Source organism: Mesorhizobium sp. CA7, assembly GCF_020165015.1.
Classification (GTDB): Bacteria; Pseudomonadota; Alphaproteobacteria; order Rhizobiales; family Rhizobiaceae; genus Mesorhizobium.
The window spans coordinates 1-24,360 of sequence record NZ_JAIUHH010000021.1; the positions used below are offsets into that span (position 1 = coordinate 1).

Annotated in this window: 18 protein-coding genes and 1 pseudogene; 12 read left to right on the forward strand and 7 right to left on the reverse strand. The window is 64.8% G+C overall.

Going from position 1 to position 24,360, the window contains the following annotated elements:
• Window positions 1-100 precede the first annotated feature (100 nt).
• Window positions 101-4,867, reverse strand: coding sequence for an NAD-glutamate dehydrogenase (locus tag LB552_RS25915; protein ID WP_224610996.1), 4,767 nt, complete (start codon window positions 4,865-4,867; stop codon window positions 101-103).
• Window positions 4,868-4,995: 128 nt separating this feature from the next.
• Here LB552_RS25915 and LB552_RS25920 point away from each other — a divergent pair, with 128 nt between their 5' ends.
• The gene (locus tag LB552_RS25920; protein WP_224602046.1) at window positions 4,996-5,559 is read left to right on the forward strand and encodes a peroxidase-related enzyme; all 564 of its coding nucleotides are present in this window, start codon (window positions 4,996-4,998) and stop codon (window positions 5,557-5,559) included.
• Between the two features lie 160 nt (window positions 5,560-5,719).
• Window positions 5,720-6,043, forward strand: a complete 324-nt coding sequence (locus LB552_RS25925; RefSeq protein ID WP_095769764.1) for a YciI family protein — start codon at window positions 5,720-5,722, stop codon at window positions 6,041-6,043.
• A gap of 10 nt (window positions 6,044-6,053) precedes the next feature.
• On the opposite strand, the gene LB552_RS25930 is transcribed toward LB552_RS25925, so the two are convergent.
• Both LB552_RS25930 and typA read right to left on the reverse strand, forming a co-directional pair.
• Complete coding sequence (locus LB552_RS25930; protein ID WP_224602044.1) at window positions 6,054-6,665, reverse strand: LysE family translocator; 612 nt, start codon at window positions 6,663-6,665, stop codon at window positions 6,054-6,056.
• 364 nt (window positions 6,666-7,029) lie between these two features.
• A complete protein-coding gene (typA, locus tag LB552_RS25935) occupies window positions 7,030-8,859 on the reverse strand; it encodes a translational GTPase TypA (protein WP_224602042.1) in 1,830 nt (609 codons plus the stop codon).
• A gap of 194 nt (window positions 8,860-9,053) precedes the next feature.
• On the opposite strand from typA, the gene LB552_RS25940 reads away from it, so the two are divergent.
• On the forward strand, window positions 9,054-9,341 hold the full coding sequence (locus tag LB552_RS25940; protein WP_224602040.1) for a hypothetical protein: 288 nt from the start codon (window positions 9,054-9,056) through the stop codon (window positions 9,339-9,341).
• 210 nt (window positions 9,342-9,551) lie between these two features.
• Here LB552_RS25940 and LB552_RS25945 read toward each other — a convergent pair whose 3' ends face one another.
• Window positions 9,552-11,126: an alkaline phosphatase D family protein gene (locus LB552_RS25945; RefSeq protein WP_224610998.1), complete on the reverse strand. Its 1,575-nt coding sequence runs from the start codon at window positions 11,124-11,126 to the stop codon at window positions 9,552-9,554.
• Window positions 11,127-11,382: 256 nt separating this feature from the next.
• Window positions 11,383-12,666: an MFS transporter gene (locus LB552_RS25950; protein ID WP_224611000.1), complete on the reverse strand. Its 1,284-nt coding sequence runs from the start codon at window positions 12,664-12,666 to the stop codon at window positions 11,383-11,385.
• 78 nt (window positions 12,667-12,744) lie between these two features.
• On the opposite strand from LB552_RS25950, the gene LB552_RS25955 reads away from it, so the two are divergent.
• The 9 genes and pseudogenes from LB552_RS25955 (at window position 12,745) to LB552_RS25995 (ending at window position 22,872) form a co-directional block, all read left to right on the forward strand.
• A complete protein-coding gene (locus tag LB552_RS25955) occupies window positions 12,745-13,353 on the forward strand; it encodes a TetR/AcrR family transcriptional regulator (RefSeq protein WP_224611002.1) in 609 nt (202 codons plus the stop codon).
• 43 nt (window positions 13,354-13,396) lie between these two features.
• Window positions 13,397-13,987 carry a hypothetical protein gene (locus tag LB552_RS25960; protein ID WP_224611004.1) on the forward strand — a complete coding sequence of 197 codons (591 nt, stop codon included), beginning with the start codon at window positions 13,397-13,399 and terminating at the stop codon, window positions 13,985-13,987.
• A gap of 102 nt (window positions 13,988-14,089) precedes the next feature.
• Window positions 14,090-16,162, forward strand: a complete 2,073-nt coding sequence (locus tag LB552_RS25965; protein WP_224611006.1) for a 3-hydroxyacyl-CoA dehydrogenase NAD-binding domain-containing protein — start codon at window positions 14,090-14,092, stop codon at window positions 16,160-16,162.
• A gap of 322 nt (window positions 16,163-16,484) precedes the next feature.
• Entirely contained in the window at window positions 16,485-17,510 is a 1,026-nt protein-coding gene (locus LB552_RS25970) for a BMP family protein (RefSeq protein ID WP_224611007.1), read from the forward strand.
• Between the two features lie 288 nt (window positions 17,511-17,798).
• A pseudogene (locus tag LB552_RS25975) lies at window positions 17,799-19,049 on the forward strand (ABC transporter ATP-binding protein); the annotation flags it as partial.
• A gap of 239 nt (window positions 19,050-19,288) precedes the next feature.
• Window positions 19,289-20,344: an ABC transporter permease gene (locus LB552_RS25980; RefSeq protein WP_224611009.1), complete on the forward strand. Its 1,056-nt coding sequence runs from the start codon at window positions 19,289-19,291 to the stop codon at window positions 20,342-20,344.
• Window positions 20,341-21,285 (forward strand): ABC transporter permease, encoded by a 945-nt coding sequence (locus tag LB552_RS25985; protein WP_095770060.1) that lies wholly within the window; start codon window positions 20,341-20,343, stop codon window positions 21,283-21,285. The genes LB552_RS25980 and LB552_RS25985 overlap by 4 nt, the downstream gene beginning before the upstream one ends.
• 321 nt (window positions 21,286-21,606) lie before the next feature.
• A complete protein-coding gene (locus tag LB552_RS25990; RefSeq protein ID WP_224611010.1) occupies window positions 21,607-21,756 on the forward strand; it encodes a hypothetical protein in 150 nt (49 codons plus the stop codon).
• Window positions 21,757-21,933: 177 nt separating this feature from the next.
• Window positions 21,934-22,872, forward strand: a complete 939-nt coding sequence (locus LB552_RS25995) for an LLM class flavin-dependent oxidoreductase (protein WP_224611011.1) — start codon at window positions 21,934-21,936, stop codon at window positions 22,870-22,872.
• A 1-nt stretch (window position 22,873) separates the two neighbouring features.
• Here LB552_RS25995 and LB552_RS26000 read toward each other — a convergent pair whose 3' ends face one another.
• Together LB552_RS26000 and LB552_RS26005 are read right to left on the reverse strand one after the other, a co-directional pair.
• Window positions 22,874-23,794, reverse strand: a complete 921-nt coding sequence (locus LB552_RS26000) for a sigma-70 family RNA polymerase sigma factor (protein WP_224611012.1) — start codon at window positions 23,792-23,794, stop codon at window positions 22,874-22,876.
• A 91-nt stretch (window positions 23,795-23,885) separates the two neighbouring features.
• Window positions 23,886-24,200, reverse strand: coding sequence for a putative quinol monooxygenase (locus LB552_RS26005; protein ID WP_140841901.1), 315 nt, complete (start codon window positions 24,198-24,200; stop codon window positions 23,886-23,888).
• Between the last annotated feature and the right edge of the window lie 160 nt (window positions 24,201-24,360).

Below are 24,360 nucleotides of genomic sequence, written 5' to 3' on the forward strand. Positions count from 1 at the left end.
GGCGCCTTTCCTCTACCCCGTCGATCGGGGGAGAGGTGGCTCGGCGAAGCCGAGACGGAGTGGGGGTCGACCAGCGCATGCGAGGAACCCAAGCAAACTCTCACATCCCCGTAAGGTCGCTCATCAGGCCCGATGCCACCGACAGTCGCGACACGGTGATGTCGCCGCCTTCGGTCAGCGCCTGCAGCCGCTCGCGGATGCGCGCGACGCGGTCGCCGCCGGCTTCCAGCCAAGCCGCGACCGGATCCGCCGCCGTGCCGTGCGCGGTGAGCGCCGCCACCGCGATGCCGCGCCGCGCCACGCCGATCGTGTCGGCCGCGCGCGACAGCGCCAACTGGTCGTAATAGTCCGGCGGCATGATCGAGCGTGCGGCTTCCTCGACGCGCGGGATGCGGAAGGCATCGCTGACGGCGAAGAAGGCCTTGGCCGCGCTGACGATGTCGGCATTGGCCGTGCGCGCGGTGAGCGCGACGTCGGGGATCAGTTCGGCCACTTCGGCCAGAGCGAGCTGCCCGGCGAGCTTCTCCGGCGCGCCGCTCTTCGACAGGCCGTGCCGCCGTTCCTCGACGCGCTCGCGCGAGAAGGCCGGCAGCAGCGAGAGAAGCTTCGGTTCAAGCGCCTTGCGCGCCTCCTGCAATTCGGCGATGCGCTGGCCCAGCGGCGCGGAGCCGGCTTCGTGCTTCAGGTACCAGCCGCTGGTCACAAAGATAAGCCGGCTGATCGCTTGATAGAGATCGAGCTGGACCTGCCCGTCGATATGGTTGTCGAGCCCGTCGATCTCGCGATAGAGCGCGGGCAGCGCGAAGCCGTCGCGGACCATGGCGAAGATGCGCACCACATCGGCCGCCGTGCGGCCTGTGGCTTCCTGCAGCCGGTTGGCGAAGGACGGTCCGCCGCGATTGACCAGGTCGTTGGCGAGCACGCGCGCGATGATCTCGCGCCGCAGCCGGTGTTCGCGGATCTCACCGGCGAATTTCCTCGCCATGCGTTCCGGGAAATAGCCCATCAGGTCGCGGTCGAAATGCTGATCGTCGGGCACGTCGCTGGCGACGATATCGGAGAACAGCACGATCTTGGCATAGGCGAGCAGCACGCCAAGCTCGGCCCGGGTCAGCGGCTCGCCGCGCGCCTCGCGTTCGGCAAGCGCCGCCGGCGAAGGCAGCGTCTCGACCGCCCGGTCGAGCAGGCCGCGCGCTTCCAGCGCCGACATGAAGCGCGCCTGGTGCGCGATGTCGGCGAGCCCCCGCTTGCGCGCCAGCGAAAGCGCCAGCGTCTGCTGATAGTTGTTGGCGAGCACCAGCGCGCCCACCTCGTCGGTCATCTCGGCGAGTAGCTTGTTGCGCGCCGGCCTCGCCAGCGAGCCTTTGCGCATCGCCGACGCCAGCGCGATCTTGATGTTGACCTCGACGTCGGAACAGTTGACGCCACCCGAATTGTCGATGGCATCCGAGTTGCAGCGGCCGCCATTCATGCCGAACTCGATGCGCGCCCGTTGCGTGACGCCGAGATTGGCGCCCTCGCCGATGACTTTGGCCCGGACATCAAGCGCCGTGACGCGGACGGCGTCGTTGGCGCGGTCGCCAACATCGGCGTTGCTTTCGCCTGAAGCCCGCACATAAGTGCCGATGCCGCCGAACCACAAAAGGTCGACCGGCGCCTTGAGGATGGCGTTCATGATCTCGACCGGCGTAGCCGTGGTCTTGGCGAGGCCGATCGCGGTGGCCGCGGCCTGCGGCAGCGTGATCGATTTCTGGTTGCGCGAGACGATGACGCCGCCTTCCGACAGTTTCGACTTGTCATAGTCCTGCCAGGACGAGCGCGGCAGCGCGAACATGCGCTGCCGCTCGGCCATCGAGGCGGCCATGTCTGGATCGGGATCGATGAAGATGTCGCGATGGTCGAAGGCGGCGATCAGCCTGGTGGCCGGCGACAACAGCATGCCGTTGCCGAACACGTCGCCCGACATGTCGCCGACGCCGACCACGGTGAAGGGCGAGGTCTGGATGTCGCGGTTCATCTCGCGGAAATGCCGCTTCACCGCTTCCCAGGCGCCCTTGGCGGTGATGCCCATCTTCTTGTGGTCGTAGCCGGCCGAGCCGCCGCTGGCGAAGGCGTCGTCCAGCCAGAAATGGTGTTTTTCGGAAATGGCATTCGCGGTGTCTGAGAAGGTCGCCGTGCCCTTGTCGGCGGCGACGACGAAATAGGGATCGTCCTGGTCGCGCCGCACCACGCCGGCCGGCGGGATAACGCCGTCGACGCCGATATTGTCGGTGATCGAAAGCAGGCTGGAGACGAAGTTCTTGTAGGCCGAGGTGCCTGCTTCGAAGATGGCATCGCGCCCGGCGCTCATCGGCAGCTTCTTGGGATAGAAGCCGCCCTTGGCGCCGACCGGCACGATGACGGCGTTCTTGACCTGCTGCGCCTTGACCAGCCCCAGCACCTCGGTGCGGTAATCCTGGGCGCGGTCCGACCAGCGCAGGCCGCCGCGCGCCACCGGGCCGAAGCGCAGATGCACGCCTTCCACCTCGGATCCGTAGACGAAGATCTCGCGCCATGGCCTCGGCGCCGGCAGTCCCTCGACCGCCTGCGAATCGAGCTTGATCGCCAGCGACTGCCCTTTTTGTTTCGTATCGGTTACGAAATGATTGGTGCGAAGCGAGGCTTCGATGAGGTTGAGATAGCGGCGGATGATGGTGTCGTCGTCGATATTGGGCACCTCCTCCAGCGCGTCCTTGATCTTGGCCTTGAGGTGCTTGGCCGCAACCGCGCCTTCGCCTTCGGCCGCCGGGCCGAGCCGGGCGACGAACAGCGCGTGCAGGCCGCGCGCGATCTCGGGATAGCGATTGAGTGCGGCGGCGATGAAATCCTGGCTCTGCGGAATGCCGGCCTGCTGCAGATAGCGGCCATAGGCGCGCAGGATGGCGATCTCGCCAGACCACAGGCCGGCGGTCTGGGCCAGGCCGTTATAGCTGTCATTGTCGACATCGCCGCGCCAGACCGACAGGAAGGCGTCTTCGAACAACGCGCCGCCATCGGAGATGTCTATACGCGCGCCATAGCTGTTCTCCAGCTCCATGTCGTGGATGAAGACTTTGCCGGAGCCGGTGTCGGCGACCTCGAAGGTGCGCTCGCTAATGACGCGGAAGCCGATATTTTCGAGCACCGGCACGCGCCGCGACAGCGCGACAGGGCTGCCGAAATGATAGATCTTCAAAGCCGCCTGGTGCGGCTTCTGGTCGGCATGGCGGTAATAGTCGATGGCGATCGGATTGTCGGCCCCGATCTTCGCGATGCGGCCGGCGTCGGCCAGCGCCACGGCGGCCGAGAAGCTGTCGCGATAGCTTTCGGGGAAACGCGCCGCGATCGCCTTCAGCGCCGGGTCGCTGCCGGCGGCTTCCGCGGCTTCGGCGAGCGCGTCCTCCCAAGTGCGCACGATGTCGCGAATCGCCGCCTCGATCGCCGATTGCTCGACCTTCGGGGTCTTGCCGCCGGAACGGCCGATGATGAAATGCACGCGCGCCAGCCCGCCTTCCGGGAAGGCCGGGTAATAGGCCGACAGACGGCCCTCGAACACCGTCTTGAGATAGGTGCCGACCTTCTCGCGCACGACGCTGTCGTAGCGGTCGCGCGGTACGAAGACGATGATCGAGACGAAGCGGTCGAACTGGTCGACGCGTACCAGCGCCCGCACGCGCGGCCGCTCGATCAGCCCGAGTATGGCGCTGGCGTGCTTGCGCAGGATGGGAATGGGAACCTGGAACAGCTCGTCGCGCGGATAGCTTTCCAGGATGTTGATCAGCGCCTTGCCGGAATGATCGTGCGGATCGAAGCCGGATTTCGAGATCACGGTCTCGGCCTTGGAGCGCAGATAGGGGATCTTCATCACCGAGCGCGTGTAGGCGGTCGAGGTGAACAGGCCGACGATGCGCAGCTCGCCCGCGAGCGCCCCCTTCGACGTGTAGGTCTTGATGCCGATGTAATCGAGATAGATGCGGCGATGCACCGACGACTTGGCATTGGCCTTGGTGACGATCAGCGGCTCCGGCCCGTGCAGGAAGGCGCGGATTTCCGGCGTCGTCGTCACCGCCTCGGTGCCGCGCCTCAACACCAGCACATCCGGATCCGACAGGATGCCCAGGCCGGGTTTGTCGGCGCGCTCCAGCGAGCCGCTTTCCTCGCCGCCGGTATATTTGAACTCGCGCATGCCGAGGAAGGTGAAATTGTCGTCGCGCAGCCATTCGAGGAAGGCAATCGCCTCGGCGACGCTCTTCTTGTCGAGCGGCACCGCCGAATAGCGGAATTCGGAAATCGCCTGGTCGAGGCGGGCGAGCATCCGCTTCCAGTCGACGACGGCCGCCCGGACCTGCGAAAGCACCTTGTGCAGCCGCCCGGTGAGGCTCTTGGCCTGCTCGGCGGTCAGCCGCGGGATATGCACATGGACGACGCTCAGCCGGTCGTCATCCTCCTTGCCGCCGTCGCCAAGCACCTCGACCACACCGGTCTTGCCGTGGCGGACGGTGACGATCGGATGGGTGACCAAGGTCGGCTCACCGCTTGTCTCGGTGATTTCGCCGAGGATGGAATCGAACAGGAACGGCATGTTGTCGTTGACGACGGTGATGACCGTGACCGGCCGGCCGTCGCACGCAACGCCTGAATCGGCTTCGACGGCAACGACGCTTTCACCTTTCCTGTGGCTGGCGACCGCTTGGGCGGCGAGCTCGCCGGCGCGCTCGAGGTCGGCCGCGTCATAGGCCGCGATATCCTCGGCGGGCGCACGTGCCAGCAGATAGTCGGCAAGCCTTGCAGGTTTCTCCTCCGCTTTCGCGGCGGCTTTCTTCCTCGGCTTGGATTTCACGCTGGCCATGACGCTTAGTCCCTCCCGTTATATGCTTTTGCGACTATGGTAGCCAGATGAGCGCTGTTTGGCGACAAAGGTTTGACGACGCTTTAAAAAATTCGAACCGACGCCATCACAGCGCGAGGAGAACAACCATGACCGGCAAAGTAACCGCGCTCGACCTTGTCCAGGCGGAGCTCGGCGAGGCGACAAAAGCCTATTTCGCCAAATGCGAGGAGAAGCTCGGCCTCGTGCCCAACGTGCTTCTCGCCTACGCCTTCGACGAGAAGAAGCTGCGCGCCTTCACCGACATGTATAACGACCTGATGCTGGGCGAGTCCGGTCTGTCGAAGCTCGAGCGCGAGATGATCGCCGTGGTCGTCTCCTCGATCAACCACTGCTTCTATTGCCTGACCGCGCATGGCGCGGCGGTACGCCAGCTGTCGGGCGAACCGGCCTTCGGCGAGATGATGGTGATGAATTTTCGCGCCGCCGATCTGTCGGACCGGCAGCGCGCCATGCTCGAATTCGCTGTGAAGCTGACCGAGGAGCCGGCTAAAATCGTCGAGGCCGATCGCGCCGCCTTGCGCCAGGCCGGCTTCACCGACCACGACATCTGGGACATCGCCTCGACCGCCGCCTTCTTCAACATGTCGAACCGGGTGGCAGCAGCAGTCGACATGCGGCCCAACCCCGAATACCACGCCATGGCAAGGTGAGCTCGTTACAGTAGACTCAACTTAACATCGATTGCCTGTTTTTCGTTTTGGTCCGATGATCAGGATTGCGGCAAGGCCGCATATCGGATTGCAGCATCACTGCATATCGCAAGCGGCGTGGCCGCATGCCGGTTCGACGCCGCCGACAAGGGAGGAGAACATGGCGAAATTTCTCTATGTCTATCACGGTTCCGGCAAGATGCCGACCGACGACGCCGAACGCAAAGCGGCTATGGATGCCTGGACGGGCTGGTACGACAAGCTCGGCTCGGCCGTGGTCGACGGCGGCAATCCGGTTGGCATGTCGAAGACGGTGCTGCCCGGCGGCAAGATCGAGAACAATGGCGGCAGCAATCCGACCGCCGGCTACACCATCGTCGAAGCCAAGGATATCGACGATGCCGTCGCCAAAGCCAAGGACTGCCCGATCCTGATGGACCCGGCTTTCACCGTCGAGATCGCGCCGATCATTGAAATGATGTGAGGCCGGCGCTCTATCGCGCGGCGATAGCGGCGGCGGCGCCCGCCATCGTCGTCGCGCTGACGCGGTTGGCGATCTTCATGGCGCGCTTGCTCTTCAGCAGCCGGCGCGCCTGGGAGGCGGCCAACACCCAGGCGAGATCGATGACGATCAACACGAGCGCCATGGTCAGCGTCAGCTCGACCCAGCCGACAACGCTGACCGAGGCAAGATCGATGATGGTCGGCAGCAGCGCCAGATAGAACATCATGATCTTGGGATTGCCGAGCGTCACCGCCATGCCGGCAAGGAAAAGTTTCAGGGGCGAGTCCTCGCGCGGCATCTCGCCCTCCTTCGCCTCGACCGGCGCCGTCCACATCTTGAACGCGAGATAAGCAAGGTAGGCGACGCCAACCCATTTCACGACGACGAAGGCGTAATGGAAGGTCTGCGCCACGACGGCAAGCCCGAACACCGCCAGCGAAAGCCAGATGGCCTCGCCGATCCACATCGCCAGCAGGAAGGGAAAGACGTCGCGGAACCCTTTCGAGATCACCCGCGCCACCAAGGCTGCGATCGACGGGCCGGGCGAGCCGGCGGCAACGAAGAGCGCGGCGGCGAAGATCAGCAACGAGGCGAGATGCATGGGGTCGCTCCCTATAAGAGATAAAGAACGATACCCGATCGTACTAGATTTGGCACGCCCAACAAGGCGCGAACGTTGATCAAGGCGACAACAACTGCCAGCGCCGGCGCCGCCCCTCATCTGGCTGCCGCCATCTTCTCCCCGTTGAACGGGGCGAACGGGCTGTCGTCGCCGATTTCGCCTCACCAACATTGCAGAAAGAGCGCCGGAGTTCGCGCGAGATTCCCTTCTCCCCGTTCACGGGGAGAAGGTGCCGGCAGGCGGATGAGGGGCAGCGCCGACGCCTAAATTGAAACGAAAGCAGCCGCCTGCCGCTGAAACAAAAGAGGGAGCACCCGCTCCCTCTTGTACCTTCTCTGAAAATTTACGCCGCGCCCATCACCTTGGCGGCCTTCTCGAAACGCTTGCGCTCGTTCGGGTCGAGATGGAGCTTGCGCAGGCGGATGGTCTTCGGCGTCACCTCGACCAGCTCGTCGTCCTGGATCCAGGCAAGTGCCCGCTCCAGGGTCATGCGGATCGGCGGCGTCAGCTTCACCGCTTCGTCCTTGCCGGCGGCGCGGATGTTGGTGAGTTTCTTGCCCTTGAGCACGTTCACTTCGAGGTCGTTGTCGCGCGAATGGACGCCGATGATCATGCCTTGGTAGACCTTGACGCCCGGATCGATGATCATCGGGCCGCGGTCTTCCAGGTTCCACATCGCATAGGCGACCGATTCGCCCTGCTCGTTGGAGATCAGCACGCCATTGGTGCGGCCGGGCAGCTCGCCCTTATACGGCTCATAGGCAAAGAACAGCCGGTTCATCACGGCGGTGCCGCGCGTGTCGGTCAACAATTCGGACTGATAGCCGATCAGGCCGCGCGTCGGGGCATGGAAAACCAGGCGCTGGCGGTTACCGCCGGACGGACGCAGCTCGACCATCTCGGCCTTGCGCTCCGACATCTTCTGCACGACGACGCCGGCATGCTCCTCGTCGACGTCGATGACAACTTCCTCGACCGGCTCCAGCAGTTGGCCGTCCTCGCCCTTCTGCATGACGACGCGCGGACGCGACACGGCAAGCTCGAAACCTTCGCGGCGCATCGTCTCGATCAGCACGGCGAGCTGCAATTCGCCGCGGCCGGACACGAAGAAGGAATCCTTCTCCGCCGATTCCTCGATCTTCAGCGCGACATTGCCTTCGGCCTCGCGCAGCAGCCGGTCGCGGATGACGCGGCTGGTAACCTTGTCACCCTCCGTGCCGGCAAGCGGCGAGTCGTTGACGAGGAAGGACATGGTCACGGTCGGCGGGTCGATCGGCTGCGCATGCAGCGGCTCGCTCACCGCCGGATCGCAGAAGGTGTCGGCGACGGTGCCTTTCGACAGGCCGGCGATGGCCACGATGTCGCCCGCCTGCGCTTCCTCGATCGGCTGGCGCTCGAGGCCGCGGAAGGCGAGGATCTTGGAAACGCGGCCGGTCTCGATCTGCGTGCCGTCATGGTGCAGCACCTTGACCGCCTGGTTGGCCTTCAGCGTGCCGGACTCGATGCGGCCCGTGATGATGCGGCCGAGGAACGGGTTGGCCTCGAGGATAGTGCCGATCATGCGGAACGGGCCGGGATGCACCGTCGGCGCCGGCACGTGTTTGACGACGAGATCGAACAGCGGGGCGAGACCCTGGTCCTTCGGACCCTCGGGGTTTTCCGAAACCCAGCCGTCGCGGCCCGAACCGTAGAGGATCGGGAAGTCGAGCTGCTCGTCGGTGGCGTCGAGCGCGGCGAACAGGTCGAACACCTCGTTGACCACTTCGATATGGCGGGCATCCGGACGGTCGATCTTGTTGATGACCACGATTGGGCGCAAGCCGACCTTGAGCGCCTTGCCGACGACGAATTTGGTCTGCGGCATCGGCCCTTCGGCGGCGTCGACGAGCACGATCGCCGAATCCACCATCGACAGGATGCGCTCGACCTCGCCGCCAAAATCGGCGTGTCCAGGCGTGTCGACGATGTTGATGCGGGTGCCATGCCAGTCGACCGAGGTCGCCTTGGCCAGGATGGTGATACCGCGTTCCTTTTCGAGGTCGTTGGAATCCATGGCGCGCTCGGCGACGCGCTGGTTGTCGCGGAAGGCGCCGGACTGTTTCAGGAGTTGGTCGACGAGGGTGGTCTTGCCATGGTCGACATGCGCGATAATCGCGATATTGCGGAGGTTCATTGTCTGGTCTCGGGAGCGTTGCAGGCAGCAGGCCCAGAGGCGCCGCCTTTTTCGGTTGCGCGGCTCATACAAGGTTTTTCGCAATTGCGAAAGGGGAGGCCCGACCCCAAATACATGGTCACTGATTCTTAAACGTCTTGGTGTGAAATGATTCCGTTAACCAAGGCGGAACCTTTGAGGGGCCGGACAGTTCCATGTTCATGACCGATCAGATGTCCAGATTGCGTCCGGTTTTCGTGTGGGCGGCGCTTGGCGTGCTCGTCGCGGCCGGTGCCGCGCAGTCGGCGGCTGCGCTTCGGCAGGCCGACCCGATCGTACCGCCCGACGCCAGGACCGCGCAGCAGATGTTCGCCGACGCCCCCGACGGCGTCGACCCGATCGTCACCGGCCCGGTCAGCGCCGCCTTCAAGCAGCGCCAGAAGGATGCCAACTGCGACACCGCAGTCTGGCCCAACGTTCCCCGGGCTTGCTATCCGGATTGACGGTCGCGGCAGCAATACGACAAGCGTAGCGTTCCGGCACACCCCTCTCTGCCCTGCCGGGCATCTCCCCCGCAAGGGGGGAGATCGGATGTCGTGTCGGCTTTCGCCAACCTCCAGCGCTGAAAGACGAGCAGCAGGGTCGAAGCTGCCAATCTCCCCCCTTGCGGGGGAGATGTCCGGCAGGACAGAGGGGGGTGCCTCGCGCCGACCTTACGCCGACCGGACCGGATCCAACGTAACCTTGTAAAGCTCGTTGTCGTCGCGATCCATCAGGCGCACGGTGAGCTGTTCGGTCGCGCCGGAAATGTCGACCAGACCGAAGAACTGCAGCCCGGCCGACGGCGGCAGGTTCTGACCCTGTTCGGCGGTTGGCGCCTTGATGAACTTCAGCTCCGGCCCGAAGGTCATGTCGAGGTCGTTGGGGCCGAAGGTGCCGGCGTGGATCGGGCCGGAGACGAATTCCCAGAACGGATTGAAATCTTGGAACTGCGCCTTGTCGGGATTGTAGTAATGCGCCGCGGTGTAGTGGACGTCGGCGGTCAGCCACACCGTGTTGGTGATGCCGGCATTCTTGATGAAGCGCAGCACGTCGGCGAATTCCAGCTCGCGGCCCTTCGGCGCGCCATTGTCGCCGTTGGCGACCGCCTCGGCACCGGCCTTCTTCGCCGCGTCGTTCCAGACGACTAGGCCAAGCGGCATGTCGGCGGCGATGACCTTCCACGTTGCCTTGGAATTCGCCAGCTCGCGCTTCAGCCACTTGGACTGCTCCTCGCCGATCATGCGCGACTTCGGCGTCAGCGTCTCTTCCATGTCGGGACCGTTCGGGCCGCGATAGGAACGCATGTCGAGGAAGAACACGTCGAGCAGCGGCCCATGCGAGACCTTGCGATAGACGCGGCCCGGCTCCGACGGCTCGTAGCGGATGGTCGTCATTTCATGGAAGGCGCGAGCCGCCCTGGCCGCCAGCACATGGATCGACTTTTCCTTGTAGCGGTCGTCGGCGGTCAGGTCCTTCGAATCCGACCAATTGTTGAGCACCTCGTGGTCGTCCCACTGGTAGAAGGTCGGGCAGATGGCCGACAGGCCAAGCACGTGGTTGTCCATCATGTTGTACTTCCACTGGTCGCGGTATTCGTCCAGAGTCTCGGCGACCTTGCGCTTGCCGTTGATCATGACGACGTTCTTCCACTTGCCGCCGCCGGGCAGGTCGACCTCGTCCTTCATGGCGCCGTCGGCATAGATGGTGTCGCCGGAATGAAGGAAGAAGTCCGGCGTGTGCTTGGCGATGGTCGAATAGGTCTTCATGCCGGTCTCGTCGATGCCCCAGCCCTGGCCGGCGGTGTCGCCCGACCAGGCGAAGCGCACGTCGCGCTTGGACGACGGCGCGGTACGGAAACGGCCGACGATCGGCTCGGACACGGCATTGATGTCGGAAAGATCGGCAGCGACCATGCGGTAGAAGATGTCCTGGTCCGAGGCGAGATCGGTGAGCAGCCGTTTCACCGTGTAGTCGCTGGCCGGCGAGGTATCGAGCGCAGCCAGCCGCGTCGCATTGGCGAAGCTTTCGGTCGTCGACACTTCATACATCACGCGCGCCGGTCGGTCGGTGCGGGTCCAGACCACGCCCGAGGTGGCATCGACATCGCCGGACTGGACGCCATGCGTGAAGGCCGGACGCTGGCTGGCGCGGGAATAATAGGGCAGCGCCAGACCGGAGGCGCCGACAAGGCCGAAGGCGCTGGCCGAAGTGACGAAAGCGCGGCGGGTGAGCGAAAGCTTGTTCATGGCTGTCTCCGGGATGGCATTGAGCGGGACCGCCAAGCTCTCGCTTCAATGTTTCAGGCGCATATCGGAACCATGAAGTTTTGATAACAGTCGACATCTTCCTTCTCCCCTTGTGGGAGAAGGTGGATCGGCGCGATAGCGCCGAGACGGATGAGGGGTGTTCCAGCGGAGTGAGGCGTCGGTGTTCCCTGGAGCACCCCTCATCCGGCCGCTTCGCGGCCACCTTCTCCCACAAGGGGAGAAGGGAAAGTCGCGCCTAAGCCGCCTGCGGCTCCGGCCCGAAGGCCGGCCTGCTCGTGTTGATCAACAGCGAGATACAAGCCGCCGCGATGCCGGTCATCCCCGCGATCAGGAAGGCCAGCTCGTAATTGCCCTGCAGCTCGCGCATCGTGCCGCCGAAGGCCGCGGCCGCGGCGGCGCCCACCTGGTGGCCGGCGACGATCCAGCCAAACACGATCGGTCCGCTGCGGTCGCCGAACGCCTCGTTGGCAAGCCTCAGCGTCGGCGGCACGGTGGCGATCCAGTCGAGTCCGTAGAGCACGGCGAAGATGACCAGGCTGGTCGCCGAGAAGCCGGAATAGGGCAGGTAGATCAGCGACAGACCGCGCACCGCGTAATAGACGCCGAGCAGCTTGCGCGGATCGAAACGGTCGGTGAGCCAGCCGGAGAGCGTGGTGCCGATCAGATCGAAAATGCCCATCATCGACAACAGCCCGGCCGCCTGCACCTCGCCGATGCCCATATCGCCGCAGAAGGCGATGAGATGCGTGCCGACGAGGCCATTGGTGGTGAAGCCGCAGACGAAGAAGGTGGCGAACAGATACCAGAACACCCGCGTGCCCGCCGCGCGGCGCAGCGTGTTCAGCGTATGTGCCAGGAAGTTGCCCTGCGATGCCGGCGACACCGGCGGCACGTCGTCGGCATCGGCGCCGTAACGAACCTGGCCGATCGAAGCGGGACGCTCCGGCACCAGCAGCAAGACGAAAGGTATCAGCGCGGCGGTGGCCAGCGCCACGGCGATCGCCACCGGCTTCCAGCCGCCGCTCTGCGCCAGCGAGGCGATGAGCGGCAGGAAGACCAGCATGCCGGTGGCGCTTGAGGCCGACATCAGCCCCATCATCAGGCCGCGATTGGTCTTGAACCAGCGGTTGACGATAGTGGCGCCGAGCACGCTCGCCACCGCGCCCGAACCGATGCCGGAAAACACGCCCCAGGTGATGAAAAGATGCCAGGGCTCGGTCATGAACAGGCTGAGCGCAGTCGATCCCGACATCACCGCCAGCGCGCCGAGCAGCGTGCGGCGCAACCCGATGCGTTCCATCAGCGCGGCGGCGAACGGTCCGGTCAAGCCGTAGAGCAGGATGCCGACGCTGGCGGCCCAGGACGTTACGTCGCGATGCCAGCCGAAGCTTTCCTCCAGCGGCACCATCATCACCGAGGGCGCCGAACGGAGCCCGGCCGCGATCAGCAGGCACAGGAAAATGACGGCAACGACGACGAATGCGTAGCGCTGGCCAAACGGACGGGACTGGATTATCATGTTACTGACCGGTACGTTGAAATGGAGTGAGGTCATACATACGTACCGGTCAGTAACATTGTCAAGCGAGTTGTTTGAATGCCATCCGACAATAAAATTGAAGCGTCGGTCAGCGAGCCCCCTGCTCCGAGGGCGGCGGACAAGATCCTGGACGTGGCGCGCGACCTCTTTTACCGCGAGGGCATAAGGGCGATCGGCGTCGACGAGATCGTCAGGCGCGCCGGCGTCACAAAGCCGAGCCTGTACCGCAGCTTCCCATCCAAGGATGAGCTTGCCGCCTCCTATCTGCGCAAATACGACCTCGAATTCTGGGAACGCTTCGACGAAGCGGTCGACGCGCATCCGGGCGATCCGCGCGCCCAGATCATCGCCTTCCTAACCCGCGTAGGCAAACGCACGCAAAAGCCGGACTATCGCGGCTGCGGCATGACCAACGCTGCGGTGGAATATCCCGAGCGCGGCCATCCCGCACGGGTGGTGAGCGAGAACAACAAAGTCGAATTGCGCCGCCGCCTGCGCGCCATGGCCGCCGCAATGGGCGCCGCCGATTCCGATACGCTGGGTGACGGCCTGCTGCTGCTCATCGAAGGCGCTTATATCAGCGGTCAGCTGTTTGGCGTTGGCGGACCGGCAGCGGCGGTTGCCCGCAACGCCGACCTCTTGATCGAAGCCAGTTTGAAGAAATAGCGATTGACGTTACGCTCGGGCAGCTCGAACGGAGTTGTCAGCGATGCGCGCTCTTCTGGTCCCGCTTGCCCTCGCCGGTTTCTGCCAGGCGGCCCAGGCCGGCGACATCTCCAGCGCCTATACCGAGCTCGACTCGAAGAAGGACTGCGTGACCTATGCGCAGGCCGCGGAAGGCGACGGCGACTGGGCGAGCTTCGCTTGCTCCGGCTACCGCGGCTACCCGGTGCTGATCAGCTACGACGACGCGCGCGAATCCGTCTATTACGGCTTTCCGTCCGACGACATGACCGCGGTCTGGGAGAGCTTCACCGCCTTCAACGGCTCCGGACCGAAGGTGGAATGGCGCATCGAGACCAATGGCGACGTCGCAATCCCCTTCGCCGCCATCCACCGCCGCTCCGTCAGCAACCCTGAGGACGAAAAGAAATCGACCGAGGTGCTGGTCGTCGCCAAGGTCGCGCAACCGGAAGAGCACCAAGGCTGCACGATCGGCCTGGTATTAGCCACCGGCAACCCGCAGGCCAACGACCAGGCGCGCAAGCTCGCCGACGACAAGGCAAAGACCTTCGCCTGCGGCAAGGACAAGCGCGAGGTGATCGGCGACGTGCCGCCCTTCGGCCGCGTGGACAACTAACCGGGCCTCGCCAACAATTGGGCCAGGGCCGGATCGGGTTCCCATTCACCTCGCTGCCTAGTAAACCCTTGCGCGGTTGCAGCCGGTCTCGGGAGGTTCCGCTTGTCCAGTTCTGTCAGCGTCACGAACGAGAACGGCGTGGCGGTGGTCACCATCGACAACCCGCCGGTCAATGCGCTGAGCTTTCATGTCCGCAAGCCGCTTTACGAGGCGCTCACCGCTTTGCGCGACGATCCCGCCGCGAAGACGATCGTCATCGCCTGCGCCGGCCGCACCTTTGTCGCCGGCGCCGACATCACCGAATTCGGCAAGCCGGTCGAGCAACCGGAACTGCGCGCCATCGTTGCCTTGCTGGAAACCATCGCCAAGCCGACGGTGGCCGCCATCCATGGCACGGCGCTCGGCGGCGGGCTGGAACTGGCGTTGGGTTGCCATTTTCGCGTCGCGGACGCCGGCGCCAAGCTCGGCCTGCCGGAGGTAAAGCTCGGCCTGCTGCCGGGCGGCGGCGGGACCGTACGTTTGCCACGCCTGGTCGGCGCCGCGAAAGCGCTCGGCATGATCGTCTCGGGCAGCCCGATCTCGGCCGGCGAGGCGAAGGCCGTCGGTCTTGCCGATGCGGTTGTCGACACCGATCTATTGGCAGATGCGGTTCGTTTCGCCCGCGAAATGGTTTATCGAGGCGGACCGTTCGTGCCGGTGCGTGACCGCAACAACCGCCTTGCCGGAACCGATCTCGGTGCCTTCGACCGCCAAGCCGCCGATCTGGCCAAGAAAGCCCGCGGACTGGACGCGCCGCTTGCCTGCGCCGAAGCCGTGCGTAACGCGATCACCTTGCCGTTCGACGCGGCGCTCGCGGCCGAGCGGGAGCTTTTCCAGCAACTCGTTTCCGGCGACCAGTCGCGCGCGCAGCGGCATTTGTTCTTTGCCGAGCGCGAGGCGGCGAAGGTGCCGGGCAAGGATTTGCGGAAGCGCCGGATCGAACGCGTCGGCATCATCGGCGCCGGCACGATGGGCGGCGGCATCGCCATGGCCTTTGCCAATGGCGGTCTGCCGGTGACTTTGCTCGAGACAAGCGAGGAAGCGCTGCGGCGCGGTCTGGCGACGATCGAGAAGAACTACACCGTCTCCGTCAGCCGCGGCTCGTTGAGCGAAGAGGCGAAGCAGAAGCGGCTCGGACTTTTCAAGGGCAGCACCGACTACGCCGATCTCGTCGATTGCGATTTGATCATCGAGGCCGTGTTCGAGGACATGGCGGTGAAGAAGGACGTGTTCGGCAGGCTCGATGCGGTCGCTAGGCCCGGCGCCATCCTCGCCACCAACACCTCCTATCTCGACGTGAACGAAATCGCCGCCTCTACGTCGCGGCCGCAAGACGTGCTCGGCATGCATTTCTTTTCGCCGGCAAACGTCATGAAGCTCCTTGAGATCGTGCGCGCCGAAAAGACCGCGCCTGAGGTTCTGGCGACGGTCACCGACCTTGCGCGGCGCATCGGAAAGATCGCGGTCGTCGTCGGCGTCTGCCACGGTTTCGTCGGCAACCGCATGCTGTCCGCAAGGGGCGCCGAGAATGAAGCGCTGTTGCTTGAAGGTGCAACGCCAAGTCAGGTCGACAAGGCATTCACCGATTTCGGCTGGCCGATGGGGCCGTTCCAGATGGGCGATCTCGCCGGCCTTGACATCGGCTGGCACAACCGCAAGGCCCGCGGCCAGACAGCGGTGATTGCCGATACGCTGTGCGAGCAGGGCCATTTCGGCCAGAAGACCGGGCGCGGCTGGTACCACTATGAGGCTGGCTCGCGTGAGCCGATTGCCGATCCGGAAATCGAGGCGCTGATCCGGGCGAAGGCGGCGGAGCTTGGAATTGCGCGGCGCGAGATCGGCGCCGAGGAGATTCTCGAACGCACGCTTTATCCCTTGGTCAACGAGGGTGCGAAGATATTCGAGGAAGGCATCGCCGCGCGCGCGTCCGATATCGACGTCGTCTGGGTCAATGGCTACGGCTTCCCGATCGGCAAGGGCGGGCCGATGTTCTGGGCCGGGCTTGAAGGTGCGACGAAGATCGTCGGGCGGCTGGAGCATTGGCACCGGCAGACCGGCCGGCCGATATTCGAGCCGGCGCCGGCGTTGAGGCGGTTTGCCGAGACGGGCGCTTGGGAAGTGGGCGACGCCCGGTAATTCGTCATTCCAGGGCGAAGCGAAGCGTAGACCCTGGAATCCATGCCGTTCGATCAGACGAAGATGCCACGGTCCAGAACAGGCATTGGCGCAGCCGTCGCTGGTTCTGCGCCGTTGAGCAGCGTCGAGGTCACGGCATGGATCCTCGGGTCTGCGCTGCGTCGCTAGGCTCCTTGCTCCGCCCCCGTGGATGACGAACGCACAGGCGTCCCCACCAAATTTGACCATGTGGACAAATCTCAGGCGCCGTTCCATAGTCCTGGGCGTCTGACATTCATGGAACGGCCGGCTCGACACGGCTGTCGAACAGAGGGGCACTTCAATGGAAAACGAACGTAGCAAAACGCAACGCGCCGGCCTGTCGCGGCGCAACGTGCTGGAACTCGGCGCACTCGGCCTAGCGGCGGCTGCACTGCCCGGCGCGGCCTTCGCCAAGGACAAGAAGCTGAAGGTGGCGGCGATCTTCGCCACGCCGATCGAGGAGCCATGGGACAACCAGATCCATGTCGCCCTGCAGAAAGCCGAGAAGGAACTGGGCATCGAATACAAATGGTCGGAAAAGGTGCAGACCGCCGACTTCAGCCGCGTGATGCGCGAATATGCTCAAGGGGGTTATCAGCTGGTGCTGGGCGACGCCTTCGCCGCCGAGCGCGAGTCGCGCCGCACGGCCAAACAATTCCCGAAGACCGCGTGGCTGTTCGGCTCCGGCGCCGGTCCGGCCGAGCCCAATTTCGGTGTCTTCGACAACTGGATTCACGAGCCCGCCTATCTCTCCGGCATGATCGCCGGAAAGATGTCGAAATCGGGCACGGTCGGCGCCGTCGCGGCGATGGGCATTCCGGAGGTCAACCGGCTGGTCAATGCCTTCTTTGCCGGTGCCAAGGAGGTCAACCCGAACGTCAAGAAGAAGGTCGCCTTCATCGGCTCCTTCTTCGATCCGCCCAAGGCCAAGGAAGCGGCCGTGGCGCAGATCGATGCCGGCGTCGATGTCATCTATGCCGAGCGGTTCGGCGTCATCGAAGCGGCGGTCGAGAAGAAGATTTTTGCCATCTCCAACATGTCCGACCAGTCCAGCCTCGGGCCGGATACGGTCATCACCGGCCCGGTGTGGGACATGTACCCGACGGTCGAGCAGGCGATTAAGCTGGTCAAGGCCGGCGTCTTCACCGCGCAGGACTATGGCGATTTCTCGCGCATGGCCAAGGGCGGCTCCTATCTGGCGCCTTACCACAAGTTCGACAAGACGCTGCCGGCGGACGTCAAGGACCTGGTCGAGAAGAAGAAGGCCGAGATCCTCGAAGGCAATTTCCGCGTCGACGTCGACGAGAACACGCCGGTTTCGGATTGACGCCAGGGGCGGCGCGAGGCCCCCCTCTCTGTCTGCCCATCCTTCGCAGCAGCTGCGCTGCAGCTCCGGAGGGTGGACCGGATATCTCCCCCTCAAGGGGGGAGATTGGCAGTTCCGTCGACGGTGTTCGATGCTTTCAACGTTGAAAGTTGGCGAAGGCCGCCGTGACATCTGATCTCCCCCCCTTGAGGGGGAGATGGCCGGCAGGCCAGAGGGGGGTGCGCCGGGCACGCCCTTTCAAGTTAAGCCAATCCCGCAGGAGCACCCTTGTCCGCCCCACTCATCGAAATGCGCGGCATCACCAAGAGCTTCGGCGCCGTCAAGGCGAACGAGGCCGTCGACCTCAGCGTCGCGCCCGGCGAGATTCTCGGCCTGCTCGGTGAGAACGGCGCCGGCAAGACGACGCTGATGAACGTGCTGTTCGGCGCCTATGCGCCGGACGCCGGCGAGATCCTGGTCGAAGGCAGGCCGGTCGCCATCCACAATTCCGCCGACGCCTTGGCCGCCGGCATCGGCATGGTGCACCAGCATTTTCACCTCGCGCCGCGCCTTACGGTGCTGGAAAACCTTTTGATCGGCATTGCCGGCAAGTCCGGTCGCATCGACCGTGCTCGCGGGCTTGCCCGCCTGGACGAAATCAGCCGGCAATATGGGCTGAGCCTCGATCCGAACCTGCCGGTGTCGGCGCTGTCCGTCGGCGAGCAGCAGCGGCTGGAAATCATCAAGGCGCTGTTTCGCGGCGCCAGGCTTTTGATCCTCGATGAGCCGACGGCGGTGCTGGCGCCGAGCGAAGTGGACGGCCTGTTCGCCGCCCTGCGCTCGATGGCGGCGCAAGGGCTCGGCATCATCTTCATCTCGCACAAGCTCAACGAAGTCAGGGCGCTCACCCATCGCTGCGTCGTGCTGCGCCACGGCAAGGTCGCCGGCCGCGTCGACGATCCGGCAAGCACCACGTCGGCGGAAATGGCCAAGCTGATGTGCGGCCACGAAATCGTCCCGCCGGTCAAGCAGGCTTCGACGCCCGGCGCCGCCGTGCTGACGCTCGACGGCATATCCACTTCCGCTCATGCCGGCACGCCGCTGCGCGACGTCTCCCTTTTCGTCCGCGCAGGCGAGATCCTCGGGATCGCCGGCGTCTCCGGCAACGGCCAGCGGGCGCTCGCCGACGTCATTTCCGGCATGCTGCCGCCGAAGGCTGGCACCATGATGATAGCCGGCAAAGCGGTGATGCAATTTTCGCCGCGCGAGCTGCAGGCGCTCGGCCTCGGCCGCATCCCGGAAGACCGGATGACCACCGGCCTCGTCACAAACCTGCCTTTAGCCGATTCCATGGTGCTGCCGCGTATCGGCACCGAGGCCTTCAGCCGCAAGGGCCTGCTCAACCCGGCCGCCATCCGCGCCTTCGCCGAGCAACAGATCAAGGCCTATGACATACGCTGCCCCGGACCGATGGTGCGCGCCGGAGCGTTGTCCGGCGGCAATCTGCAGAAGGCGCTTCTTGCGCGCGAGCTCGCCTTCGACCCCAAGGTGCTGATCGTCTCGCAGCCGACGCGCGGCCTCGACATCGGCGCTGCCCGCTTCATCCACGAGAAATTCCTCGCCATGCGCGCCAGGGGCTGCGGCATCATCGTCATCGGCGAGGACCTCGAGGAATTGCTGATGCTCTCGGACCGCATAGCCGTGATGTATGAGGGCCGCATCGCAGGCACGCTTCCCAGCGCGGATGCCACCGTCGCAAGGCTCGGCCTGATGATGACCGGCGCGGAGGGGCACGCCTGATGTTCCGCCTCGAAGCCCGCACCTCGACGCCCGCATGGTTCAACCTCGCGCTGCCGCTGGTCGCCATCGCCGCCACACTGATCCTGTGCAGCGGCCTGATCGCGATTGCAGGCGCCGGCGTCGTCGAGGCCTATGGCGTGATGCTGTCTGCATCCCTCGGCGACAGCTACGCCATCACCGAGACGCTGGTGCGGGCCGCCCCGATGATCTTCACCGGCCTTGCGGTGGCAATCGCCTTCCGCGCCAAATTCTGGAACATCGGCGCCGAGGGCCAGCTGCTCGCTGGCGCGGTGGCAAGCTGCTTTGTCGGCGCCATCCCGATGCCGGGCTATCTCGCTATGCTGCTGATGGCTCTTGTAGGCGCGGCTGCGGGCGCTCTCGTCGCGTTGGTGCCGGCGACATTGCGCGTCAAATTCAAGGTCGACGACGTGGTCAGCTCGCTGCTGCTCAACTCGGTCATCTATTACGCGCTGATGGCGCTGATCGAGGGGCCGTGGAAGGACACCTTCTCCGGCTACCCGATCTCCCCGCCGATCGAGGATTCGGCCAATTTCCCGGTGCTGATCGAAGGCACAAGGCTGCATCTCGGCGTCGTCGTGGCGCTGATCGCAGCACCCCTTTGCTGGTTCCTGATCGCGCGCACCACGCTCGGCTTTAGGATCCGCGTCACCGGCGAGAACCCGGAAGCCGCCCGCTATGGCGGCATCAACGTGCAGCGCGTGCTGCTTTCCACCGCGCTGCTCTCCGGCGCGCTGGCCGGTCTCGCCGGCGTCGGCGAGGTAGGCGGCGTCCACTTCCAGGTGATGAGCGACATCTCGCCGGGCTATGGTTATTCGGGCATCGTCGTCGCCATGCTCGCCCGGCTCAACCCGCTCGGCGTGGTACCGGCGGCGATCTTCCTGGCCGCCGTCATGACCGGCGCCGAGGCGATGTCGCGCGCGACCGGCGTGCCGGCTTTCTTAAGCGATGTCATCCAGGGCACGGCGCTGCTGGCCATGCTGGTGGCGCTGCTTTTCACCGCCTACCGCATCCGCCGCGTGGGAGCGCCATCATGAGCGTGGTGTTCGAGCAGATCTTCCAGGTCGGCTTCCTCGCCGCCATCATCCGCATCGCCACGCCGCTTGCTTTCGCCACGCTTGGCGAAATGTTTTCCGAGCGCGCCGGCGTGCTCAATCTCGGCATAGAAGGCATCATGCTGCTGTCGGCGATGGCCGGATTCACCGCGGCGAGCCTTAGCGGCAATCTGTGGCTGGGCGTACTGGTGGCCGTGCTGGTCGGGGCGCTGATGGGCGCGCTGCATGCGCTGTTCACCGTGGCACTGGGCCTCAGCCAACATGTCTGCGGCATCGGCGTGACGCTGTTCTCATCCGGCCTTGCCTATTTCCTCTACCGGCTGATCTTCGGCCAGCAATCGGTGCCGCCGAGCATCGACGGCTTCAAGCCGGTGCCGATCCCGCTGCTTTCGGACATCCCGATCCTCGGCCCGGCGGTATTCAGCCAGTTCACGCTGGTTTATCTGGCGATCATCGCCATCCCGCTCGCCGCCTTCGTGCTCTACCGCACGCCCTGGGGGCTGTCGGTGCGCATGGTCGGCGAGAATCCGCGCGCGGCGGACTCGGCCGGCGTCAGCGTGATTGCCACGCGCTTCCAGGCGGTGATCCTCGGCGGCGCGCTGATGGGCCTTGCCGGCGCCTTCCTCACCATGGCGCAGTTCAACGCCTTCACCTTTGGCGTCGTATCCGGGCGCGGCTGGGTGGCGATCGCGCTGGTCGTGTTCGGCCGCTGGGATCCCTGGCGCTCGGCGGGCGCGGCGCTGCTCTTCGCCTTCGTCGACGCGCTGCAGCTCAGGATGCAGGCGAGCGGCCTCGGCCACATCCCTTACGAAGCCTTCCTGATGCTGCCCTTCATCTTCACCATCGTCGCCATGGCTTTCATGTCGCGCAACGCGGTCGCGCCATCGGCGCTGCTGAAGCCGTTTCGAAGGGAAGAGCGGTAGGCGGGTGGCGCCCTTTCCTCTCCCTCCGGAGGGAGGAGAGGTGGCGCTGCGAAGCAGCGACGGAGTGGGGGAACCATCTCGCAACCGCCGCAAGCGAAAGGGCACTCGGCGCACAAAACGCGCCAAGGGTCGACCCCCACTCCGTCGAGCGCCTGGCCGTTCTGGAACGAAGAACCTGGAACCGGGTATGCCGCTACCGGGCGAGAATGAAAAACCACAGATTGCATCCTCCCCAAAAATTTGTTCCAGAAACCGCCCAAAAATAACAATCGACAAAGTCTACTAGTTTTATAGATTAACGGTCGCGACGGAGGATCGACCATGTCCTATATTCAGAACGCCCAACGCAAAGGCCAGAGGCTTGCCGCCGACCAGAGCTGGAGGCCCGCCTATGGCGGCACCTTCGCCTATCTCGTCTTCGCGCTTGCCTTCGTGTTCACCGGCGCCGTCATTTTCGGGATCATCCCCTGACTGAGCCGGGGCCAGAGCAATTCCGTCCGGAATTGCGTAAAACAAAGGCCCCGCCCTCCAAAAATCTGAGTTGAGTAATCGGAGCTGAAGAAGGCCGGCGCGCTGTCGCGCGCCGACGAGATGGATTTGACTCGGGGGTTCGGAGCGGGGCGACCCAACGTGATGGAGGAGATGGCAATGCCGATCGAGTTCACGCATGTTCCAGACAAGCCTGCCAATGGCAGCTTTTTCTATGATTTCGCCGAGACGGCGACCAAATTGTCGCTGATCGAGGATTCCGGTTTCCGCAAGCTGGTGGTGGACGATCCGGCCGGCCTGCTCACCAACATGGACATCGCCGCGCAGACACTCGACCGCACCGGCTCGCTGGAGGTGGTGCTGACGCATTGGGCCGGCGTTATCGAGCCGACGGTGGCGGCAGGGCAGCTCGCAGCGCTCGACCGCAGAGGCGGGGGGCGTCTGTCGCTTCGCATGCTGAGCGAGCCGCTTGAAGACAGCGATGCCGAGGCGCGACCGGTCGGCCACAGCGTCGTGTGGCAGCGCATCGACGAATATCTGGTGCTGCTGAAGCGGCTGTGGTCGAACGACAGGCCGTTCGACCATGAGGGCGCCTTCTACAGCGTGCGCGACGGCTTCGTGCCCCGCAAGGGTCCGCACGGCGCCGATCTCGTCATCCGGCTCGGCGGTCAGTCGGGCACCGCGCTGAAGGTCGCCGGCAAGCATGCCGATGTCTTCGAGCTGGCCGCCGGTTCGCCCGACGAGGTGAGGCAATTGATGGAGCGCGCGCGCAGCGCCGCCGCCGAGCACGGCCGCGGCGGCAGGCTGCGCTTCGCGCTTCCGGTGCGCATCCGCCCGGACGGCTGGACGGGCGCCTCGGATCACAAGGCGGTCGAGATTGCCGGGCCGCCGGCGCGGCTCGCCTTGGCGCTGTTGCCCTATGCGGCGCTGGGCGTCGAGGAGTTCATGATCGGCGGCATCGACCGCCTGGGCGAGATCGCCCGCATCGGGCGCGAGACGATCGCGCTGGTCGCGAATTCGCTGGCGCGACGCGAGACGGAGGTCCCGCAGCCGGGCGCGTTTGCCTCGCACCCTTTTCCGCAACGCTGCGCGTCCTAGACTAAGGTCGCTCCGCGTCGGAATAGTCCAGGCCGTCCATCACGTAATCCGCGAACAGGAAGTCGCGGATGCCGGCGATCCGGCCGTTCTCCCAATCGATGAGGATGAAATAGCGCGGCGGTCCGTCCGGACGCTCCGGGCTGGTGACCAGGATAGCGGGCCGGCCTTCGACGAGGCCGGCCGTGAAATGCCAATGCGTCTCGTCGGCATAGCGGCCGAAATAATTGCCGACATATTCCTTGCCGTCGGCTCGCAGGCGGTTGACCAGCTCCAGCTTGACGTCCTCGGCCAGCAGGCCGCGCAAGGTATCGAAGTCCCTGGCGTTGAAGGCGGCCACATAATTGCCGAGGCGCCGCATGTCGTGTTGGTCGAGCGCCGGGCGGGGCGGCGCGATGCGCGGCGCGGCCGCCAGCTTGCGCAGGCTCTCGCGACCCCGCTGCAGCGCGCCCTTGATCGCGGTCTCGGAAGTTTCGAGGATTTCGCCGATCTCTTCCAGGCTGTGTCCAAGCACATCCTTCAGCACGACCGTGCATCGTTGCGCCGGCGGCAGTTGCATCAGTTCGGCCAGGCTCGCCTCGGCGGCAATTCGGGCATCCAGCGCCGAGTTCTGGTCGGCGATCGTGTCGAGCTCGACTTCGCTTTCGCGCCCCCGCAAGCGGGCCCGCTTGCGCAGGAAATCGAGGGCGGCGTTATGCGCGATGCGAAACAACCAAGGCTCGGTCTTGTCGGGCATGTCGCCATTCCTGATCGCCACGAAGCCTTTGGCCAAGGCCTCCTGCACGATGTCTTCGCCGTCGATGACCGATCCGACCATGCGCGACGCGTAGCGGTGCAGCTTGGCTCTCAGCGAAGCGGCCTCGCGCTCGAAGGCGCGAAGCCTGGTTTCGGTTGCCGCAACGGACTGATCGTGCGAACCGGTCACGCGTGCTCAACCTCTTTGTTTGACGCAATTCCGGACAGAAGGTCGGCGAAGGCGCCGAACCTAACCGTTTCACACTTTTCCTGGAATTGCTTCAGTTCTCCACTCCGCCCGTATGGGAATAGGTCGTGTGGCCCATCATGGTCTCGCCGGAGGCGAGCTCGACGATGCTCTTCATGTATTCGCCGAAGCGGGGATCGCCGCGGAAGGCCGCGATGTCGTCCGCCGAACGCCATTGCGAGATGTTGGCCACCTTGCTGCCGTCGACGCCGATCACCACGGATGACGACAGCGAGCCCGGCTGCTTGCTGAAGAAACTCTTCGTGCCCTCGGCAAGCGTGTTGGCGAGTTCCTGCTGCTTGCCCGGCTTGGCGGTGAAGACGTTGATCAAGGTCACTGTGGTCGACATGGCTTGGCTCCGTTTGTCCTGATGGCGGAGGCCGTCTTGGCTCTCGCACCCGTTACGACCCTCAAGACGAAGCCTGAACCGAAAACGGAACGGTACATGCAAAAGTTTTTCGGCAATCAATCAAGTTCACGATCCGGACGCTGCCATGGACCTATATCGA

Coding starts and splice junctions, on each gene's coding strand:
- LB552_RS25915 (WP_224610996.1), bottom strand. CDS start 4,867: ATGGCCAGCGTGAAATCCAAGCCGAGGAAGAAAGCCGCCGCGAAAGCG.
- LB552_RS25920 (WP_224602046.1), top strand. CDS start 4,996: ATGACCGGCAAAGTAACCGCGCTCGACCTTGTCCAGGCGGAGCTCGGC.
- LB552_RS25925 (WP_095769764.1), top strand. CDS start 5,720: ATGGCGAAATTTCTCTATGTCTATCACGGTTCCGGCAAGATGCCGACC.
- LB552_RS25930 (WP_224602044.1), bottom strand. CDS start 6,665: ATGCATCTCGCCTCGTTGCTGATCTTCGCCGCCGCGCTCTTCGTTGCC.
- typA (WP_224602042.1), bottom strand. CDS start 8,859: ATGAACCTCCGCAATATCGCGATTATCGCGCATGTCGACCATGGCAAG.
- LB552_RS25940 (WP_224602040.1), top strand. CDS start 9,054: ATGTTCATGACCGATCAGATGTCCAGATTGCGTCCGGTTTTCGTGTGG.
- LB552_RS25945 (WP_224610998.1), bottom strand. CDS start 11,126: ATGAACAAGCTTTCGCTCACCCGCCGCGCTTTCGTCACTTCGGCCAGC.
- LB552_RS25950 (WP_224611000.1), bottom strand. CDS start 12,666: ATGATAATCCAGTCCCGTCCGTTTGGCCAGCGCTACGCATTCGTCGTC.
- LB552_RS25955 (WP_224611002.1), top strand. CDS start 12,745: ATGCCATCCGACAATAAAATTGAAGCGTCGGTCAGCGAGCCCCCTGCT.
- LB552_RS25960 (WP_224611004.1), top strand. CDS start 13,397: ATGCGCGCTCTTCTGGTCCCGCTTGCCCTCGCCGGTTTCTGCCAGGCG.
- LB552_RS25970 (WP_224611007.1), top strand. CDS start 16,485: ATGGAAAACGAACGTAGCAAAACGCAACGCGCCGGCCTGTCGCGGCGC.
- LB552_RS25980 (WP_224611009.1), top strand. CDS start 19,289: ATGTTCCGCCTCGAAGCCCGCACCTCGACGCCCGCATGGTTCAACCTC.
- LB552_RS25985 (WP_095770060.1), top strand. CDS start 20,341: ATGAGCGTGGTGTTCGAGCAGATCTTCCAGGTCGGCTTCCTCGCCGCC.
- LB552_RS25990 (WP_224611010.1), top strand. CDS start 21,607: ATGTCCTATATTCAGAACGCCCAACGCAAAGGCCAGAGGCTTGCCGCC.
- LB552_RS25995 (WP_224611011.1), top strand. CDS start 21,934: ATGCCGATCGAGTTCACGCATGTTCCAGACAAGCCTGCCAATGGCAGC.
- LB552_RS26005 (WP_140841901.1), bottom strand. CDS start 24,200: ATGTCGACCACAGTGACCTTGATCAACGTCTTCACCGCCAAGCCGGGC.